Here is a 17789-nt window from a genome sequence, read left to right on the forward strand (position 1 = left end):
ATATTAGAGTTTATTTATCATTCTTCATTACGGTTCCTTTTGTTACTTCTTCAAAGGTTATTCCTCCGTATGGAGGTCTGATGTTTTGTAATTCTATTTCTTCCATCGGCTTGCCAGTCATCTGTGAAATTTCCCTTGCGATCAACAAGCCACAGGTTTTACCTTGACAAGGTCCCATCCCGCTTCTTGTCACCCTCTTTATTTCTTCAACGGTGGTGAATCCTTCTCTTATGGCATCCCTTATTTCTTTTAAAGTTACATCTTCACATCTACAAATTATTACCTTGTTTTCATCCATGGTTTCCTTCCTCCACTTTAAAATTCCTGGCTTGTAAATAGTATCTCTTTGGAATTTCTATACTCACTGCGGCTGTTTTGTCTTGAAATTTTCCATCCAATATTCTTATTACTTTGCCATCACATAAGTATTTTCCCTCTCTATCAAATACCTTTACAATTTCTCCTTTATGGGGTCTTGGAAGAAATTCGTAAGGCATAATAACAACCGAAGTTGTTTCACTGAAATTCTTATGAACTACAAACATTGCCAGTCCTGGACATTTGCTAACACATATGCCACATCCGGTGCATTTTTCAAAGTCAACGTAGGGAATGTTGTTGATGTTACCATTTTCAGATATGGCGTTGAAAGGGCAGCTTTTTACGCAGGGGTCGCAAGGGAATCTTTGAAAGCACTCTGATATGGCTATAGGTCCTTTGTCAAAGACCTTTTCTTCTGATGGTAACTTGTTTTTTAAGTTTTCTTCCGAAGGTACCCCAGTTTTCATCAAGTGAGAGATATCGAGTGCTTCTTCTGAAAAATTTTCGTTATAATTTTTCCCGTGATTCAAACCTAATTTAGATAAACCTTTCCTAATTTTCTTGCCTACAGGTCCAGATCTTAGCAATTCTAATTCATTTTTACCTTCTTCTATTCTTTTTTCAATTTCTTTTTTGTTGTTTTTTCCGATTCTTTTGGCAACGGATAAACCGGCTATTTGACCTTCGATCATTGCTGCTGTTGCTTCTTCTATCCCTGAAACATCCCCTGCAACAAATAAATTTTTAATTGAGGTTTCCATATTTTCGTCTCTTAAGGGGACGTAGCCGCCCAGTTCTGAGACATAAGTGGTTTTTACTTTCCTTTGTTTTAAGAGGTCAACCAATGGGGTTAATCCAACAGATAGACAGATTGCATCACATTTGATCAGTTGTTCTGTATCTTTTACTTCATTCCAATCGTTGTCGAGTTCACATATTACCGCTCCTTCAACTTTTTCTTTTCCGATAGCTTTTTTTATGGTATGAGACGTTAAAATCGGTACGCCCAACCTTCTGAGTTTTGATGCATGAACAGAGTATCCACCTATTTTTGGCGCTGCTTCAACTATTGCAGCTACTTTTACACCAGCTTGTAATAATTGGTAAGAAACTATCAACCCAATATTTCCCGAACCAATCATTAAGACATTTGTTGCTGGCATGACGCCATAAACATTCATCAAAGTCTGAACTGCCCCAGCACCAAAAATGCCAGGAAGGTCGTTATTCTCAAAAGCTAAAAATTTTTCGGATGCCCCCGTTGCAAAAATAATACTTTGAGGATAATACTTTTTCATTTTATGATCGTTTAATATAGTTACAACGTTATCCTCATAGATTCCCAAGACTCGAGAAGATAATAACACTTCTATGTTTTTATTTTTGTTAACTTCGTCGATCAACTTTCTCAGTATATCTATTCCCCTTGTGCCTGCGTATTCTTTTTCTGAACCGAAAAATCTATGGGTTTGTTTTATTAGTTGTCCCCCTAAAAATTCTCTTTCTTCTGCTAAAGATACTTTAATTCCGTAATTAGCAGCAGCAAGTGCAGCTGAAAGTCCTGCAGGACCTCCACCTACAACCAATAATTCAAGGTTTTCAATTTTACTCATTTATCTCAACTCCGATATTTTGGGATTCCACTTTCATTCCATCTTTTAGAGGAGTTATGCACGTTCTTACGTTTGGGACTCCATCAACTGTCATCAAGCAGGAGGAACAATGTCCAATAGCGCAGAAAATTCCTCTTGGTCTGTGTAATTTCTTACTTTCACTGAATTTAAAAACACCATTTGCGTACAATGCTGCCCCAATGGTTTCTCCTTCGTAACCTATCAATTCTTTACCATTGTAATAGAACTTTATTTGTTTATCTCTATTGAAACTTAGTATGGGATGATTTTGTATTCTCATTTTTTTCTCCCTCTTAAATAATTTATATGTTCCATTCGCCTCGCAGCTCCACACAAGTACCATGTTTCTACTATTAATTGAATCATAATTTTCGTTTTTTAAAAAAGGTGATTATAGACGATTATGAAAAAAATTTCATGATTATAGACGATTAAAGCCAAATATTGAAGTTTTTTTCAATTTTTGAAAAATATTATAAAGTTAATTATTTCTTTGTATAAAAAAAGAGGCCTTTAGGCCTCTTTTCATCGTTTTTACTTTGAATTAGTCGTTGTAATAGGGACAATCTTGATATCTTTGTTGATTGAATCTTTGGTAGTTTTGGTATCTTTGAAAATCTTGGTAGTCTTGATAATTCTTGTACTGTTGATATCTTTTGAAATCTTGGTAATCTTGGTAGTCTCTATATCTTTGATAATCTTGGTTTTGTTGGAAATCTTCTTGGTATCTTTCTTCGAAATTTTGAGATCGAACATTTTCCATATATCTCTGCATATTCACTGTTCTATCTTGATATTTGATCTCTAAAGGTACAAAGTTTTTGATGTCGTTTATTACTACCTTGTATCCTGTTAGTTCAATACTTTCACCGGCTTTTACATCATCCAAAAAATTCTTGGGCACTCTTACTGAGTAGATTTCAGAGTCTACTTCAACACTCAAGGTTAGAAATACATCGTTATCCACTATGGTTTTGACAGTTCCTGTAATGGTTACTGGTGAAACATCTTGAAAGAATATTCTTTCTTGCAATCTTTCTTGATCCTGAACCATTTGGTTGAGAGGATCCTGATTTTGTACCTGGGACATTGGAGCCCCACCAGCTGGTCCTACTTGTGCAAATAACGATCCGACTAAAAGAATACCTATAAAGAAAGACAGAAAAACTTTTTTCATACCAACACCTCCACTAAGTAATGTTTTTTATTTTTGATACATCAGAATAATAAAACAATATGCTTAATGTTCACTTAATGGAAGCTTAGAAGAAGCTTAAGAAAGTGTGATGTGGTTTCAAAGTTTTAAACCGTCACTCCTAGATAAGTTTTCCTAACTTCATCGTTTTCTAAGAGATCTTTTGCAGGTCCTTCGAGAACAATTTTGCCGGTTTCTAAGACATAACCATAATGAGCGATTTTTAATGCACCAACGGCATTTTGTTCTACAAGCAGTATGGTTACCCCCTCTTCACATATTTTTTCTATAGTTTCTAAAACCTCTTTAACTAGAATAGGAGCTAGTCCAAGAGAAGGTTCATCGAGCATTAGAACCTTTGGTCTTGACATTAACCCTCTTGCAACCGCCAGCATTTGTTGTTCTCCCCCAGATAGTGTGCCTCCAAGTTGCTTGAGTCTTTCCTTTAATCGTGGGAAAAGTGTAAGTACCCAATCGAAATCTTCGCTTATTTTTTCAGAGTCTTTGCGAGAATACGAACCCAATCGGAGGTTTTCTAAAACCGTTAGATTTGGGAATATACGTCTACCTTCAGGGACTAGAACTACTCCTTTTTCTACCATTCTATGAGTTTCCATGCTTGTAATATCAACATTATCTAAAAACACCTTTCCACCGCTCTTTTTAACTACATTCATTATTCCGTTCAAGGTTGTAGTTTTTCCCGCTCCATTTGATCCAATCAACGTTGTGATTTCATTCTTTTTGATTTCCATATCGATTCCTTTTACTGCATGGATACCACCATAGTGAACGTTCATATCAGATATTTTAAGAATTATGTTTGAATTTTCACTGTTCATATTGCCAACTCCTCACCTAAATAGGCTTTTATTACCAAAGGATCTTTTTGAATCTCCTGTGGACTTCCTTCAGCGATTTTTTTCCCATAATCCAAGACATAAATACGCTCACAAATTCCCATGATGACTTTCATGTCATGCTCTATAATGAGAATAGATAGCTCAAACTCCTGTCTTATATGTTTTATAAATTCCATCAATTCACTTGTTTCATGAGGGTTCATTCCTGCCGCCGGTTCGTCTAACAGAAGTAGGTTTGCTCCGGTGGCAAGTGCTCTTGCGATTTCTAACTTTCTTTGTAATCCATATGGAAGAGAGTTTGCCTTGTCATTAGCGTAAACAGACAATCCGACTTCTTCTAGAAGATCCCAGGCTTCGTTTTGCATCTCTTTTTCTACTTTTAAAACGTCAGGAGTTTTTAAAACACTTTTAAAAAGCCAAATCCAACTTTTCAATTTCAAATGCTGAGAGACTAAAACATTTTCTAGAACTGTCATATCTTTAAACAATCGAATATTTTGAAAAGTTCTAGCAATTCCCAACTGAGTTATTTCATGAGGTTTTTTAGAATTTATTTTTTGTTTCTTAAATAAAATTTTTCCAGTATCTGGAGTGTATATACCAGTGATCAAATTGAAAAGAGTGGTTTTCCCTGCTCCATTGGGACCTATTAGACCAAGTAATTCGCCATTTTTCAAATAGCCATTGAAGTTATTAACTGCCATTAAACCTCCAAATCTTTTGGTTACATTCTCAAATTCTAAGATATATTCGTTATCGTATTGGTTAGTCATTGGAAGCCTCCTTGAAAATTTTCTAATTCATTCATCATCTCTCAATCTATTTTTATTTCTTGCTTTCATTATCAGTTTATAGATGCCATCCCATGTTATTTCATTTCTTCCCATTATGCCTCTTCTCCAAAATAGCATTATAATTATGAGAATGAGAGATAAAACCACCATTCTCATTCCCGGGACACCTGGTATGTAGATGGGACCTATCGATATTGGTTCTTCTAGAACTCTAAGGAACTCTAATCCTACTGTATAAAGTGAAGCTCCGATTATGGCTCCACTAATACTCCCAAGTCCACCGATGACCACCATTATCAATATTTCAAAGGTTTTTTGAAACATGAAAGATTTTGGATCTATAGTAGTGATTAAGTGAGCCCATAATGCTCCACCAACTCCTGCAAAAAAAGAACCAATTACAAAAGTGACTACTTGATGAGAAAAAACATTAATTCCCATAGATTTAGCAGCAATTGGATCTTCTCTTATTGCCTTTAAAGCTCTTCCATAACTACTTTTTATTAAGCTGGAAATGAAGACTACCGTAATTAAAGCAAATCCCCAAGTCCACCATAGGTTAGAATATTGTGGGATGCTTTTTAAACCCAAAGCCCCATTTGTGATAGACCAGGTATTATTTGCAACGATTCTAACCACCTCACCTAAACCAAGGGTTGCGATGGCTAAATAATCACCAATTAGTCGAAGAGATGGGGCAGCAACTAAGTAACCAAACGCAGCAGCTACCAGTCCAGCTATTATGATTGCTGGTAGGAAAGGGATTTGGATAACATTTAAGGGGTATATTAAAGGTTTTATCAGAAAACTTATTTCTTTTTGAGCAGGAGAAAGTGTTAAAATGGACGATACATATGCCCCAATTGCGATGAATCCAACATGCCCCAACGAAAAGATACCTGTAATACCGTTAATAAAGGTTAAACTTACGGCGAATATTATATTAATTGCCATTAAATTCAATATCAAAATTAAATAATCACTAGCTTTGTTATTAGCTGTCAACAGTAATAGAAAGATTGCCAATATAAAAAGAATTGTCAAAAAGAATTTAGTCTTAAAAGATAGCGTTTTTTCCATATTCACACCTTCTCCCCTATTTCCACACCGAGAAGCCCGTTTGGTTTTACTAGAAGAATAACTATCAAAATAATATAAGCAATAGCGTCTCTATATCCTGCCAAAGCGGGTAAGAATGCGACTATCATTATTTCGGCAACCCCTAAAATAAAACCTCCAAGCATAGCTCCTGGAATACTTCCAATTCCTCCGACAACTGCAGCTATAAATGCCTTTAAACCGGGGATCATGCCGGTATAAGGATAGATTTGAGGGTATTTCATAGCCCAAAGAATACCTCCCACAGCTGCTAAAGCGGACCCCAACATAAATGTTTGAGAAATAGTTCTGTCGGTGTTTATACCCATTAATTTTGCTGCAGTAACATCTTTAGAAACTGCCCTCATCGCCATGCCGGCTTTTGTTCTATAAACTATCCAAACCAATACAAAAAGTGCAAGAATAGAAACACCTATGATTATGAAAGTTAGTAAAGGTATCCTTACATCTCCAAAAGTTAGTACTTGTGCGAATTGTGTTGGGTAAACTCCTAATTGGGGATTGAATGATTTTGCTCTTCCACCAAAGACAACTATTGCGAAGTTTTGTAAGAAGAACGATACACCAATAGCTGTAATTAATGCTGAGATCTTGGGGGCATTAGCCTTTCTTAATGGTCTGTAAGCGACTCGTTCGATTGTAGCACCTAGTAGAGTCGTTAAAACAATCGCAAAAATAAAAGCTGCCCACCATGGAAATAAAAAGAGAGTAACTGCATAAAAAGCAAAATACATGCTAAAAGTAAAAATGTCACCATGAGCAAAATTTATTAAATTGAGTATCCCATAAACCATGGTATAACCTATGGCAATAAGTGCGTATATGCTGCCAAGAGAGATGGCATTTGCTAGATGTTGAAAGAACATTTGGATAGTCAATTATGAGCCCCCTTTCTGGATCCAAGAAAGTATAGCCATCTCATTTTGTGAGATGGCTTTAATATAGTTAAATATTACATCCTGGGTTTTATAACGGTACGGAAAACAAATTGTCCGTTTTCAACCATGTTTATTACCGCTGGTTTTATAGGGTTTCCAGAACCTTGAGGATACGTAATTGTACCGGCGACACCAGGAAAGTCTCTAGTTTGTGCTAAAGCGTCTCTAATTTTTACAGGATCTGTGGACTGTGCAGACTCAATAGCGTTAACTATTACCATGTAAGCATCATACGCCAAAGCTCCAAATGCGTCGGCTCTTCTGTTGTATTCCTCTTGATAGGCCTCTACAAAAGGTTTAGTAGCAGCGGATAATTCTGCATCCTCGTGAAAGTAAGTTGTATAAGAAAGGCCTTCTACGTATTCTCCACCAATTTGTATTAATTCTGGTGCGTCGGCACCATCTCCAGCAAACATGGGACCTGTGAAACCTAAATCTCTAGCTTGCTTGGAAATTAAAGCTATTTCAGCGTAGTACCCTGGCATAAAAATAGCATCTGGATTTTTTGAAAGGGCGTCGGTAAGTTGAGCGGTGAAATCTTGATCACCAGTTGTATAAAATTCAGTAAAATAGGTTCCTCCAAACTGTTCAAAAGCTTTTTCAAAATAATTAGCAAGTCCCACAACGTAATCTTGGGCTACATCTACCATTATGGCGACGTTTTGAGCTCCAAGTTCTTCCCAGGCAAATGTTGCAAGTAGAGCACCTTGCAAAGTATCTTCAAAACAGGTCCTGAATACATACTTTTTGTTTTGGGCAACTAAAGGGTTAGTTGCGGTGTTGACCACCATTGGTATTTGCCTTTCTTCTGCTATTGAAGCTGCAGCTAATGCTGCCGAACTTGTTGCAGGACCAATAACTGCAACTACCTTTTCGTGATCTATCAACCTTCTTATTGCGTTAGCTGATTCTGCTTTGTCAGATTTGTTATCGACAGCTACAACTTCCACTTTGATTTCTTTACCCCCGATGTTAACTGTTGGTTTCAACTTGTTGGCTAACATTACACCGTCTCTTGACATTTGACCATACCCAGAAACAGGTCCTGTTAGTTCGAAGTTCATACCAATTTTGATGACTTCTTGACCAAAGAGTGTGAAAGTCATAATAACTACCAAAAACACAAAAACAAAGGTTTTTTTCATGTTTTTCCCCTCCTCATATAATATGTGTGGATGTTATTTTGCTTAATAAAGTGTAGAAAAAATTTTCATAGTCTTTATCTTATGTGAACAGAATTTCATAAGAATATATTAATAATCTAACAGAAAAGAAATCAAATAGTAATTTTCTTAATTATACAACAAATAAAATTATAATGCAACTTTTTTTTGCAGTCTTGTGCAAAACGTTTTATTTATAATGTTTTAGAAGTACTTTCCATATTCTCATTTGTGAGGTAAATGACATGTAAAAACTGGGCAGAAGGTAGATAATTGATTTATCTACCGTTCTCCTACACCACCAATGAACACTCTTTGCTTTCAACTACTGATTGACGCTACCTCTACTCACGAAGAACTTTTACCACTTAGATTTTATCTATACGCACTAAAAAAGAGGCCTTTAGGCCTCTTTTTAAAGTATTTGGTTTAAATTAGTCGTCGTAATAAGGACAATCTTGGTATCTTTGCTGGTTGAATCTTTGGTAGTTTTGGTATCTTTGGAAATCTTGGAAATCTTGAAAATCCTTGTACTGTTGATATCTTTCTTCGAAATCTTGAAAAGTATGAAATAGTTTCAAGGTTTTAAGCCGTTACTCCTAGATAAGTTTTCCTAACTTCATCGTTTTCTAAGAGATCTTCTGCCGGACCTTCAAGAACAATTTTTCCAGTTTCTAAGACGTAACCATAATTAGCGATTTTTAACGCACCAACAGCATTTTGCTCTATAAGCAATATAGTTACTCCCTGTTGGCTTATTTTTTCTATAGTTCCTAAAACCTCTTTGACTAGAATTGGAGCTAGTCCCAGAGATGGTTCGTCGAGCATTAGAACCTTTGGCCTTGACATTAACCCCCTTGCAACCGCCAACATTTGTTGTTCCCCTCCAGAGAGTGTACCCCCAAGTTGCTTAAGTCTTTCCTTTAATTGCGGGAAAAGTGTAAGTACCCAATCGAAATCTTCGTTTATTTTTTCAGAGTCTTTGCGAGAATACGAACCTAATCGGAGGTTTTCTAAAACAGTGAGATTAGGGAAAATACGTCTACCTTCAGGAACTAGGGCTATCCCCTTTTCTACTATTTTGTGAAAATCCAACGAGAACACTCTCCAATTTATTGGAGAGATGATAGCTAGCTTCAAACACAAAACGAATTTGAATCAAAAAATGTTGTTAATTATATGTATATGTGATACAATTGTATTATATCATACAATTATCGAATTAAGGTGATTGAATATGCTTAAAACATACAAGTTTCGTATATATCCAACTAACGAACAAATTGAGAAATTTAGCCAACATTTTGGACATACTCGATTTGTTTACAACCTATTCTTAGAGTTTGCTAACAAGGCATATAAGAATACTAAAACGTATACTAATTATTATATGTGGGCTAAAGTGCTTACGGTTCTTAAAAAGACAGAGAAGTATCGATGGTTGAATGATGTCAACTCTCAATCATTACAACAGTCTATAAAAGATTTAGAAAGTGGGTTTAAACGTTTCTTCAAGAAACAAAGTAAATACCCCAAATTTAAGAAAAAATCAAGTAGACAATCGTTTAGAGTTCCACAACATATACAACTGTACGAAAATGAAAATAATGATAAATACGGTATTCTATTCGTACCAAAGTTTAAAGAAGGTATCAAAGTAAGAGTACATAGAAAAATAGATCCAAATGCAAAGATAAAAAATTGTACTTTCATTAAAACTTCAACAGGTAAGTACTTTGTGTCTATGACCTTTGAAGTCGAAGGTTCTTACCTTGAAAGAGATATAGACTACGAAAACGCAATCGGTATGGATATGGGACTTAAAGATTTTGTTGTATTATCCGATGGAACGAAGTATCCAGCTCTTAAAGTATTGTCTAAGTACGAAAGGAAACTAAAACATGCATATAAAAAGTTTTCAAGTAAAGAAAAAGGGTCAAAGAATTGGGACAAAGCAAAATTAGAAGTTGCTAGAATACATGAGAAAATAAAAAATACACGAGAGGATTTTCTGCATAAACTAACAAAAGAAATCAGTGAGAACCAAGCTGATTTCTTCATTGTAGAAACTCTCAATATAAGAGGTATGTTAAAGAATCATCACTTAGCTAAAAGTATCTCAGATTCAGGATGGTATCAATTCAAAACGTTCCTAAAATACAAAGCAGAGAGACTAGGTAAAAAGGTAATCGAGATAGGAATGTTTGAACCTTCGTCTAAGACTTGTAGTGTATGTGGGTATAAGAAAGAAGGTTTAAAACTTTCTGATAGAGAATGGATATGTCCTGAATGTGGAACTAAACATGATAGAGATATAACGCTGCCGTTAATATTAGGAAGTTTGGATTAAAACAGGCATTCGCCACACAGCCTTACGGCAGATAAGGAAACAGCTAGACGCTGTATAAACTGACTCTACCCCAGGAACTGGGGGATGTTAAGCCTTTGGAGACAGTGTAAGACGGTTATCCTTAGATCCTTTCTAAGGTGTTTCGCAACGGTCGCTGAATTAGGAAGCTTACCTCTTTAGAGATAAGTAGTTCACAATGCAACTATTTTGCCAATTTGCTTGCGCAAAAAGCTTTATTCATAATGCCTTAGAATTAACTTCCAAATTCTCATTTGCGAAGCAAATGATGCATATAAAAAAATTGACCGGAATATTTCCAGTCAATTTTTGTTGTAATAAAAGATTATTAACTTTAAACTTTAACCTTCGATGATTTTTACTATAAAATTTCTGTTTCTTGGACCATCGAACTCACAGAAATAAATTCCTTGCCATGTCCCCAATAAAAGCTTTCCATTTTCAATAATTAAAGACAATGTTGGTCCAACGAGCGTTGATTTTATATGCGAGTCAGCATTGCCTTCAAGATGAGAATATTCCGTGCTTTTAGGGATTTTATTTCTTAGAAAATCTGTGATGTCTTTTCTTACAGATGGATCTGCATTTTCGTTGATTGTTACGGCGGCAGTTGTATGGGGGACATATACTATCAAAATGCCTTCTTCTATTTTTGAATTTTCGACACTCTGTTGAATATAGCTGGTTATGTCGATCATTTCTTCTCTATTATGGGTTTTTAAAGAGTAGGTATATATCATAATTCTCAACTCCTTATTTATTACTGGTAAAATATATTAGCAACAATAGTGATAGAGTTGCCTTCTTTGGAGACATGTACTTTAACATCTTCTTTTTTTACTGACAGATGTTTAACAGCATAATCTTTAATATAGTTTATTACGAAATCCAAATCTTCTTGTTTGACATTTTCAAATCTAATTTGGCTCTTTCCTCCATTTTTTCGGTCTGAGGTACTTAAGAAAGAATTCATTCTTTTTATTGCGGTTTCCCGAGTTTTAGTCTTTTTACTTTTGAAAGGCCACATTTACTTTCACCCTCTTCTGAATAATCTTTTGATGAATTCTATAAATCCTTGAGGGGCGTGGTCGACATCTATCAAATCTTTTTCTAACGGTATATCTTTTCCTAAGATTCTATCGCTTATATTATTGAAAACCGAATAAAGTTTAGCTTCTTGGTTTGTTGATATTGGAGTTCCTTCGTTGGAAGAAAGTAAAATTTCCTCACTATCAGGTATTATTCCGATTAAATTCAATGCTAGCGCTTCTTTGATATCATCAGCGGAAAGCATTTCGTTTCTTTTAACAAGTCTCAATTTTAATCGATTCACAATTAGTGATATGCGATCGTCGGTATAACCTTGATTTTCAAGCAACCCTATGACTCTATCTGCGTCGCTTATGGCAGTCAGGTCTGGTGTAGTAACAACGATAGCGTGTTGTGCAGATGAAACAGCGTTTTGGAATCCTCTTTCTATTCCTGCTGGGGAATCTATAATAATGTAATGAAAATGTTTAGAGAGTTTAGAAACTATATCGCTCATATCTTGAGGGGACATTAAATCTTTGTTGGCAATTTGAGAAGAAGCAGTAGAGAGAGATTTTTTAATTGTTTGTGTTTTACGAGTGCTTCCATAACAGTTTTGTTACCACTTACAACATCCATTATAGTGTAAACTATTCTGTTTTCCAACCCCAAAATCAAATCCAGATTTTTCAATCCAATATCTGCATCTATAAGGCAAACATTGTAACCTTTTTTTGCTAAGGTGGCCCCTAAATTAGCTGTGATGGTAGTTTTACCAACTCCCCCTTTTCCAGAGGTAATAACAAACACCTTTGCATTTTCCATCTCTACCCCTCCACTAGAAAACTTTGCCCATTTTTTAAAAATTAAAAAAGTTATAATATTCTAAGGGCTAAACAGATTATACTACAAATTGATTAAAAATAAAAAAATCGGGGAGAAATCCCCGATTAATTTAAAAACTATTTTTGTTACCGTATTATTCTTCGATACTTATAGCTTCAGTTGGGCAGGCATCGATAGCATCTTGCACGCATGGTGCGTCACTTTGTTCATCAATGACTTCGGCCTTTCCGTCATCTCCCATTTGGAATACGTCTGGGCATAAACTTTCACATATAGCGTCTCCTATACAAGCTTCTTTGTCAATAACTATCTTCATAGCTACACCTCCAAATAGTTTTTAAAATCTTTGCTATCTGTTACATATGCTAATTAAAGCCATCTGATTATACCATATATCTACTCAATTAAATTTAAAAATTGATTTAAGAAAATATAACTTCATTTCGTCAGTTCAGTTTTTTAACTTCTTCTACTACTCTGTCTATTATATTTATTCCCACTCGTTCTTGCGCTTCTTTTGTAGAAGCACCTATATGGGGTGTTACGACAACGTTTTGTAAAGCAAAAAGTTCCTTGTATAGATCACCCTTTGGAGGTTCTTCTTCGAAAACATCCAATCCTACTCCAAGGAGCTTGCCATTTTTCAAATATTTAAGCACAGCATTCTCGTCGAGGACGCCCCCCCTTGCAGCATTAATTATTACTGCACCATCTTTCATCATTTTGATTTGGGGTTCACTTATAAAATGGTAAGTTTTTTCGTTTTTTGGAATATGTAAAGAAATAATGTCAGAATTTTGGAGTAACTCCTCCAAAGTTACCTGTCTAACATTATAATTCTTTTGCTCTTCTTCACTTATCTCAAAAACATCATACACCAGAGTATTGGTCTGAAAACCTTTTAGTAATTGTGCCAAATTTTTTCCTACATAGCCAAAACCGATGATGCCAAAGGTTTTTTGCGACAACTCCAATCCTTCTAGTTGTTTTTTCTCCCATTGTTCATTTTTTAAACCGATCGTCCCTCTTGTAATGTGCCGATAAATATCTAAAACCATTCCTATAACCAATTCTGCAACGGATAAAGAATTCTGGCCCGGCGTATTTAAGACGGTTATTCCTTTCAATTTAGCAGTATCGACATCTATATTATCTAATCCCATGCCCGCTCTTGCTACAATCTTTAATTTATCTGCGTGTTCTAATATTTCTTTTGTTACCTTAGTTGCACTTCTTACAATTAATACGTCAATTTCTTTAATTTTATCTTTGAGAACATCTTTTTCGAGGTGTTCCGAAGTGATTTCAACATCAGGTAATTCATTTTGTAATTTTTTTAAGGCATTTTCATCCAAAGGGTCGTTTATATGAATTTTCATAGTTATTTAAACCCCCTCTTTCATGAAAACTTCTTCGGCAGCTTTTACACCTTTTCCAAGTTCAACTTCGAAACCAAATTTGTTAAAAGCCATTTCTAAGGCACTTACCGCAACGATGACATCAAATTTTGACATGTAACCAAGATGAGCAATTCTTATTATTTTTCCTTTTAGCTGGGACTGTCCTCCTGCAAAGGTAACTCCCCATTCATCTCTCAAGAATTTAACTATACCTTCACCATTAATATTCTGAGGTACCTTTATTGCTGTTAATACATTTCCAGGTCTTTCTGCAAAAAGTTCTAAGTTCATCGCTTTAATAGCAGCCCTTGTTGCTTCTGCCAAGATTCTGTGTCTTTCCCAAACGCTTTCAATTGTTTCCTCTTTTAGCGTCTGGGTTGCCTTTGCTAACTGATAAACAAGGTTAACAGGAGGAGTATATGGAGAATCCGGAAAACTTTTTTTATATGCTCTTAAATCAAAGTAATATCTACGGTTGTTAGAATTTTCTACAACTTTCATTGCTTTGTCACTTAACGCTATCATTGCTATTCCTGGAGGCATCATAAATCCCTTTTGAACTCCAGTTACTACAACATCAATGTTCCACTCATCCATTTTTAAAGGTTCAGCCAGCATTCCAGAAATAGCATCAACAACTAAAACTGCATTGGTTTCTTTTACAATCTCGGCTATTTCTTTGATAGGATGTACAACACCTGTAGAGGTTTCGCTTATGGTGGTGAAAACAGCTTTTGTTTCTGGATGCTCTTCTAGTTCTTTTTTTATTTGTTCTACTCGAACATATTTTCCCCATTCGATATCGATTTCAACTAAATTTGCATCGTAAGCTTTACACAATTCGCACCATCTTTCCCCAAATTTACCTCCATTTACAGCAATAGCCGTATCACCTGGTGAAATAAGGTTGGCAACTGCAGCTTCCATTACTCCTGTTCCAGAAGCAGCTAAGGTGTATACATTATTCTTTGTTTGAAAGAGATATTTAAGATTTTCTAGGGCTGTGCTTTGAATTTCTAAATATTGTGGGGTTCTATGATGGATGGTATCCTTTGCACCTTCCAATAAAAGATCAATTGGAACAGGGGTTGGTCCTGGAGCCATGAGATAGTTCTTTCTTACTAACTTTGTCACAAGTATCCCTCCTCTAAAAATTGTGAAAGTTTTCTTATTTTTATTTTACCATACTTTTTAAAGTACAAATACGGATATTTTTTATCCTTTTTATTTTGTGTTTTCTTAAAATGTAATGAAAAAATATTTTGAATGACAGCAATAAAATGTTATAATAAAAAAGAAATCAAGGAATCACGAAAAAGGGGATTTTGAATAAAGCATGGGGAATGGGAATTCCTTAAATGAACAAAAGATTTTGAGTTATATGGGTTTTGCTGCTAAAGCGAAGAAGATTGTTTATGGTAAGCAAGGATTGAGGAATTATATACGCTCATTTCAAAAAAAGAAATTAATACTTATTCCAAAGGATGTTGGTTCAAGAGTGAAACTAGACGTAATAAAACATTGTCAAATTTTTGATGTACCTTATATAGAATTATATTGCTCAAAGTCAACATTAGCTAAGGCTCTTGGTAAACAAAATATAAGTGTCATAGGAATTACAGATGAAAATATCGTCGAAGGAATATTGAAAATGTTCCAATAGTGGAGGTGGTTTATAGGTGTCGAAGACCCGAATATATGAAGTTGCAAAGGAGTTGGGAATGAACTCTAAAGAATTAATGGAATTTTTAGAAAAGGAATTAAATATTTCTGTCAAAAGTCATATGAGCACTATAGAAGAAGAAACTGTGCAAGTTATCATGGATCTTATTGAGGAAGAAAGGCAAACTAAAAAGGAAGTAAAAAAGCAAAAAGAACCTTCGAAAGAGAAAGGCAAATCTTCAGAACAAGTGAAAGTCAAGGAAAAATCAAAAGAAGAACCTGTTGAAGAAAAGTTTTTAAGAGAGGTTACTATAACTTCCCACGATTTAAGCCTTGATATTTTAGCAAAACAAATTGGATTGGAACAAAATGATATTATAAAAGACATGTTTATGAAAGGCGTTGTATTAAGGCCAGGTCAGAAACTAGATATAACCATGGCAGAAAATATTGCTATGAATTATAACGTTATATTGAATTTCGAAATTGAAAAAAAGGAAACAGAAGAAGGAAAAGAACAAGATATAGAAGCTATCCTTGCTAAAAAATGGAACGATATTTATGAAAAAGAGAAAGACAAATTGGCTCCACGCCCTCCGGTTGTCACTATTATGGGACACGTTGATCATGGGAAAACAACCTTGTTAGACAAAATTAGAAATACCCACGTCGCTGATAAAGAAGAAGGCGGTATTACTCAATCTATAGGTGCTTACCAGATAGAGTACAACGGCCAAAGGATTACTTTTATTGATACCCCTGGCCACGAAGCATTTACAGAAATGAGAGCCAGAGGAGCTCAAGTAACTGATATAGTTGTTCTTATCATTGCGGCAGATGATGGTGTAATGCCTCAAACAATAGAAGCTTATAATCATGCAAAAAGTGCCAACGTTCCTATAATAGTGGCTATAAATAAAATTGATAAACCTAATGCCAATGTTGAATTAACAAAACAACAGATGGTTTCTAAACTCAATCTTATTCCGGAAGATTGGGGAGGAGATACAATAACAGTTCTTGTTTCAGCAAAAACAGGCGAAGGAATCGATGAATTGTTGGAAATGATTCTCCTAGAATCTGAAATGCAGGAGATAAGATGTATTCCCGATGGAAAAGCTAGAGCAGTAATAATTGAAAGTCGCGTTGATAAAGCTATGGGCCCTTTGGGAACGGTTATTGTTAAAGACGGAATATTGAAAGTTGGAGATGACTTTATCTCGGGTTCTACTTATGGCAGAGTCAGAAGATTGATAAATGACAAAGGAGAAAGTTTAATAAGAGCCGTTCCTTCCACCCCTGTTCAAGTTTTGGGGTTTAACGATGTTCCAAACACACATTCTATTTTATACGTTATTGATTCAAAAGAAGAAGCCAGAGGGCTAGCAGAAAAAATAAAAGAAAAAGAAGAAGAAAAAAGTAAAGGTCCAGCTAAAAGGCACGTAAAGCTTGAAGATATTATGCAAAAAATGGAAGAGGAAGAAAAAAAGAAATTAAATATTTTATTAAAAGCTAGTACTTATGGAGAAATAGAGGCTTTGAGGAATGCTATCCAAAAGTTTGAAAATCCAGAAATAAATATTGAAATTATACATGCTGGAATAGGTCCAGTAAGCACAAGCGATATAATGTTAGCTTCCGCTTCAGATGCGATTGTTTTGGGTTTTAGAGTAAAAGCTGATTCAAAGGCATTAAAGATGGCAGAAGCTGAGGGAATAGAAGTCAGAAGATACAATATTATATTTGATTTGATTGATGATATCAAGAAAGCTTTAGAAGGTATGTTAGAGCCTATTCAAAAGGAAGAGCTTACGGGAAATGGTGTAATTAAAGAAGAGTTCAAGATAAAAGGTGTAGGGAAAATTGCTGGTGTTCAAGTAAATGAAGGTTACGTTCAACGGGATGGTGGAGTTAGAATCTATAGGAGTGGCGGTTTAGTTGCCGATGTAAAAATTAAGAGTTTGAAACATTATAAAGATGAAGTTAAATCTATTGAAGCACCTAAAGAATGTGGAATTCAATTTGAAAATTTCGAAGATTTCACTAAAGGTGATGAATTAGAGTTTTATAAACATGTATTCGTTAAACGAGAATTGGGTTTGGAACAAAAAACTAAATAATTAAGTGTTTTGGTGATAATAAATGGGGATATGATAATATGGAGCCTGAATATAAAATAGTGGGAATAAGAGGAGCGACTTCTTTAAACGAAGATCATCCAATAGAATTAACTGAAAATGTTATAGAGCTATGGAATGAGATAATGAATAAAAACGATATATCACGTATAATATCAGTGATATTCTCTGTAACTCCTGACATCAAAAGTCTCAATCCTGCTACCATTTTACGTGAGAAATTAGATCTGAATAACGTCCCTTTTATGAGTTAGAAGAAGCTTCCTTTAACGATTCTCGAGAAAAAATAATAAGGGTGCTGATTATTTGTGAAAGCAGC

20 protein-coding genes and 1 pseudogene are annotated in these 17789 nt (G+C 35.1%); 4 read left to right on the top strand and 17 right to left on the bottom strand.

Annotated features, from left to right (window positions below):
• Positions 1 to 10: 10 nt before the first annotated feature.
• The 11 genes from NAAC61_RS02845 to NAAC61_RS02895 all read right to left on the bottom strand — a co-directional run bounded on the left by NAAC61_RS02845 (position 11) and on the right by NAAC61_RS02895 (position 9173).
• A complete protein-coding gene (locus tag NAAC61_RS02845) occupies positions 11 to 298 on the bottom strand; it encodes a (2Fe-2S)-binding protein (RefSeq protein WP_103065175.1) in 288 nt (95 codons plus the stop codon).
• Positions 291 to 1934, bottom strand: coding sequence for an FAD-dependent oxidoreductase (locus NAAC61_RS02850; protein ID WP_103065174.1), 1644 nt, complete (start codon positions 1932 to 1934; stop codon positions 291 to 293). The genes NAAC61_RS02845 and NAAC61_RS02850 overlap by 8 nt, the downstream gene beginning before the upstream one ends.
• Positions 1927 to 2235 carry a (2Fe-2S)-binding protein gene (locus NAAC61_RS02855; protein WP_103065173.1) on the bottom strand — a complete coding sequence of 103 codons (309 nt, stop codon included), beginning with the start codon at positions 2233 to 2235 and terminating at the stop codon, positions 1927 to 1929. The genes NAAC61_RS02850 and NAAC61_RS02855 overlap by 8 nt, the downstream gene beginning before the upstream one ends.
• A 264-nt stretch (positions 2236 to 2499) precedes the next feature.
• The gene (locus NAAC61_RS02860) at positions 2500 to 3132 is read right to left on the bottom strand and encodes a hypothetical protein (protein ID WP_103065172.1); all 633 of its coding nucleotides are present in this window, start codon (positions 3130 to 3132) and stop codon (positions 2500 to 2502) included.
• A gap of 125 nt (positions 3133 to 3257) precedes the next feature.
• Entirely contained in the window at positions 3258 to 3992 is a 735-nt protein-coding gene (locus NAAC61_RS02865; RefSeq protein WP_012208120.1) for an ABC transporter ATP-binding protein, read from the bottom strand.
• Entirely contained in the window at positions 3989 to 4786 is a 798-nt protein-coding gene (locus NAAC61_RS02870; protein WP_202695257.1) for an ABC transporter ATP-binding protein, read from the bottom strand. Before NAAC61_RS02870 ends, NAAC61_RS02865 begins: the two co-directional genes overlap by 4 nt.
• Before the next feature lie 27 nt (positions 4787 to 4813).
• On the bottom strand, positions 4814 to 5887 hold the full coding sequence (locus tag NAAC61_RS02875; protein ID WP_121959025.1) for a branched-chain amino acid ABC transporter permease: 1074 nt from the start codon (positions 5885 to 5887) through the stop codon (positions 4814 to 4816).
• A 2-nt stretch (positions 5888 to 5889) separates the two neighbouring features.
• Positions 5890 to 6804 (bottom strand): branched-chain amino acid ABC transporter permease, encoded by a 915-nt coding sequence (locus NAAC61_RS02880; RefSeq protein ID WP_012208117.1) that lies wholly within the window; start codon positions 6802 to 6804, stop codon positions 5890 to 5892.
• 74 nt (positions 6805 to 6878) lie between these two features.
• Positions 6879 to 8009, bottom strand: coding sequence for an ABC transporter substrate-binding protein (locus NAAC61_RS02885; protein WP_202695258.1), 1131 nt, complete (start codon positions 8007 to 8009; stop codon positions 6879 to 6881).
• Between the two features lie 452 nt (positions 8010 to 8461).
• The gene (locus NAAC61_RS02890) at positions 8462 to 8608 is read right to left on the bottom strand and encodes a hypothetical protein (protein ID WP_155811035.1); all 147 of its coding nucleotides are present in this window, start codon (positions 8606 to 8608) and stop codon (positions 8462 to 8464) included.
• Between the two features lie 4 nt (positions 8609 to 8612).
• Positions 8613 to 9173: an ABC transporter ATP-binding protein gene (locus NAAC61_RS02895; RefSeq protein WP_202695259.1), complete on the bottom strand. Its 561-nt coding sequence runs from the start codon at positions 9171 to 9173 to the stop codon at positions 8613 to 8615.
• A 91-nt stretch (positions 9174 to 9264) separates the two neighbouring features.
• Here NAAC61_RS02895 and NAAC61_RS02900 point away from each other — a divergent pair, with 91 nt between their 5' ends.
• Positions 9265 to 10377, top strand: coding sequence for a transposase (locus NAAC61_RS02900; RefSeq protein WP_237729725.1), 1113 nt, complete (start codon positions 9265 to 9267; stop codon positions 10375 to 10377).
• 359 nt (positions 10378 to 10736) lie between these two features.
• On the opposite strand, the gene NAAC61_RS02905 is transcribed toward NAAC61_RS02900, so the two are convergent.
• From NAAC61_RS02905 to NAAC61_RS02930, 6 genes and pseudogenes are all read right to left on the bottom strand, one after another.
• Positions 10737 to 11135: a secondary thiamine-phosphate synthase enzyme YjbQ gene (locus tag NAAC61_RS02905; RefSeq protein ID WP_012208113.1), complete on the bottom strand. Its 399-nt coding sequence runs from the start codon at positions 11133 to 11135 to the stop codon at positions 10737 to 10739.
• Between the two features lie 20 nt (positions 11136 to 11155).
• A complete protein-coding gene (locus NAAC61_RS02910) occupies positions 11156 to 11422 on the bottom strand; it encodes a hypothetical protein (protein ID WP_012208112.1) in 267 nt (88 codons plus the stop codon).
• Between the two features lie 6 nt (positions 11423 to 11428).
• Positions 11429 to 12249 (bottom strand): annotated as a pseudogene (minD, locus tag NAAC61_RS11310) (septum site-determining protein MinD).
• A gap of 154 nt (positions 12250 to 12403) precedes the next feature.
• Complete coding sequence (locus NAAC61_RS02920) at positions 12404 to 12586, bottom strand: ferredoxin (protein WP_103065168.1); 183 nt, start codon at positions 12584 to 12586, stop codon at positions 12404 to 12406.
• 130 nt (positions 12587 to 12716) lie between these two features.
• Positions 12717 to 13649: a D-2-hydroxyacid dehydrogenase gene (locus NAAC61_RS02925; RefSeq protein ID WP_103065167.1), complete on the bottom strand. Its 933-nt coding sequence runs from the start codon at positions 13647 to 13649 to the stop codon at positions 12717 to 12719.
• Positions 13650 to 13655: 6 nt separating this feature from the next.
• The gene (locus NAAC61_RS02930) at positions 13656 to 14804 is read right to left on the bottom strand and encodes a pyridoxal-phosphate-dependent aminotransferase family protein (RefSeq protein ID WP_103065166.1); all 1149 of its coding nucleotides are present in this window, start codon (positions 14802 to 14804) and stop codon (positions 13656 to 13658) included.
• Positions 14805 to 15006: 202 nt separating this feature from the next.
• On the opposite strand from NAAC61_RS02930, the gene NAAC61_RS02935 reads away from it, so the two are divergent.
• The 3 genes from NAAC61_RS02935 to NAAC61_RS02945 are packed head-to-tail and all read left to right on the top strand — an operon-like array spanning position 15007 to position 17724.
• The gene (locus tag NAAC61_RS02935; RefSeq protein ID WP_103065165.1) at positions 15007 to 15333 is read left to right on the top strand and encodes a L7Ae/L30e/S12e/Gadd45 family ribosomal protein; all 327 of its coding nucleotides are present in this window, start codon (positions 15007 to 15009) and stop codon (positions 15331 to 15333) included.
• 16 nt (positions 15334 to 15349) lie between these two features.
• Positions 15350 to 17452, top strand: coding sequence for a translation initiation factor IF-2 (infB, locus tag NAAC61_RS02940; RefSeq protein ID WP_202695260.1), 2103 nt, complete (start codon positions 15350 to 15352; stop codon positions 17450 to 17452).
• Between the two features lie 38 nt (positions 17453 to 17490).
• Positions 17491 to 17724, top strand: coding sequence for a chorismate mutase (locus NAAC61_RS02945; protein WP_337919688.1), 234 nt, complete (start codon positions 17491 to 17493; stop codon positions 17722 to 17724).
• Positions 17725 to 17789 lie beyond the last annotated feature (65 nt).

The sequence above is a fragment of the Petrotoga sp. 8T1HF07.NaAc.6.1 genome (assembly GCF_016772115.1).
In the GTDB taxonomy this organism is placed as follows: domain Bacteria; phylum Thermotogota; class Thermotogae; order Petrotogales; family Petrotogaceae; genus Petrotoga; species Petrotoga mobilis.

What these genes read in the sequence shown, in the direction of transcription:
- NAAC61_RS02845 (WP_103065175.1), bottom strand. Translation starts at nt 298, where the DNA reads ATGGATGAAAACAAGGTAATAATTTGTAGATGTGAAGATGTAACTTTA.
- NAAC61_RS02850 (WP_103065174.1), bottom strand. Translation starts at nt 1,934, where the DNA reads ATGAGTAAAATTGAAAACCTTGAATTATTGGTTGTAGGTGGAGGTCCT.
- NAAC61_RS02855 (WP_103065173.1), bottom strand. Translation starts at nt 2,235, where the DNA reads ATGAGAATACAAAATCATCCCATACTAAGTTTCAATAGAGATAAACAA.
- NAAC61_RS02860 (WP_103065172.1), bottom strand. Translation starts at nt 3,132, where the DNA reads ATGAAAAAAGTTTTTCTGTCTTTCTTTATAGGTATTCTTTTAGTCGGA.
- NAAC61_RS02865 (WP_012208120.1), bottom strand. Translation starts at nt 3,992, where the DNA reads ATGAACAGTGAAAATTCAAACATAATTCTTAAAATATCTGATATGAAC.
- NAAC61_RS02870 (WP_202695257.1), bottom strand. Translation starts at nt 4,786, where the DNA reads ATGACTAACCAATACGATAACGAATATATCTTAGAATTTGAGAATGTA.
- NAAC61_RS02875 (WP_121959025.1), bottom strand. Translation starts at nt 5,887, where the DNA reads ATGGAAAAAACGCTATCTTTTAAGACTAAATTCTTTTTGACAATTCTT.
- NAAC61_RS02885 (WP_202695258.1), bottom strand. Translation starts at nt 8,009, where the DNA reads ATGAAAAAAACCTTTGTTTTTGTGTTTTTGGTAGTTATTATGACTTTC.
- NAAC61_RS02900 (WP_237729725.1), top strand. Translation starts at nt 9,265, where the DNA reads ATGCTTAAAACATACAAGTTTCGTATATATCCAACTAACGAACAAATT.
- NAAC61_RS02905 (WP_012208113.1), bottom strand. Translation starts at nt 11,135, where the DNA reads ATGATATATACCTACTCTTTAAAAACCCATAATAGAGAAGAAATGATC.
- NAAC61_RS02910 (WP_012208112.1), bottom strand. Translation starts at nt 11,422, where the DNA reads ATGTGGCCTTTCAAAAGTAAAAAGACTAAAACTCGGGAAACCGCAATA.
- NAAC61_RS02920 (WP_103065168.1), bottom strand. Translation starts at nt 12,586, where the DNA reads ATGAAGATAGTTATTGACAAAGAAGCTTGTATAGGAGACGCTATATGT.
- NAAC61_RS02925 (WP_103065167.1), bottom strand. Translation starts at nt 13,649, where the DNA reads ATGAAAATTCATATAAACGACCCTTTGGATGAAAATGCCTTAAAAAAA.
- NAAC61_RS02935 (WP_103065165.1), top strand. Translation starts at nt 15,007, where the DNA reads ATGGGGAATGGGAATTCCTTAAATGAACAAAAGATTTTGAGTTATATG.
- NAAC61_RS02945 (WP_337919688.1), top strand. Translation starts at nt 17,491, where the DNA reads ATGGAGCCTGAATATAAAATAGTGGGAATAAGAGGAGCGACTTCTTTA.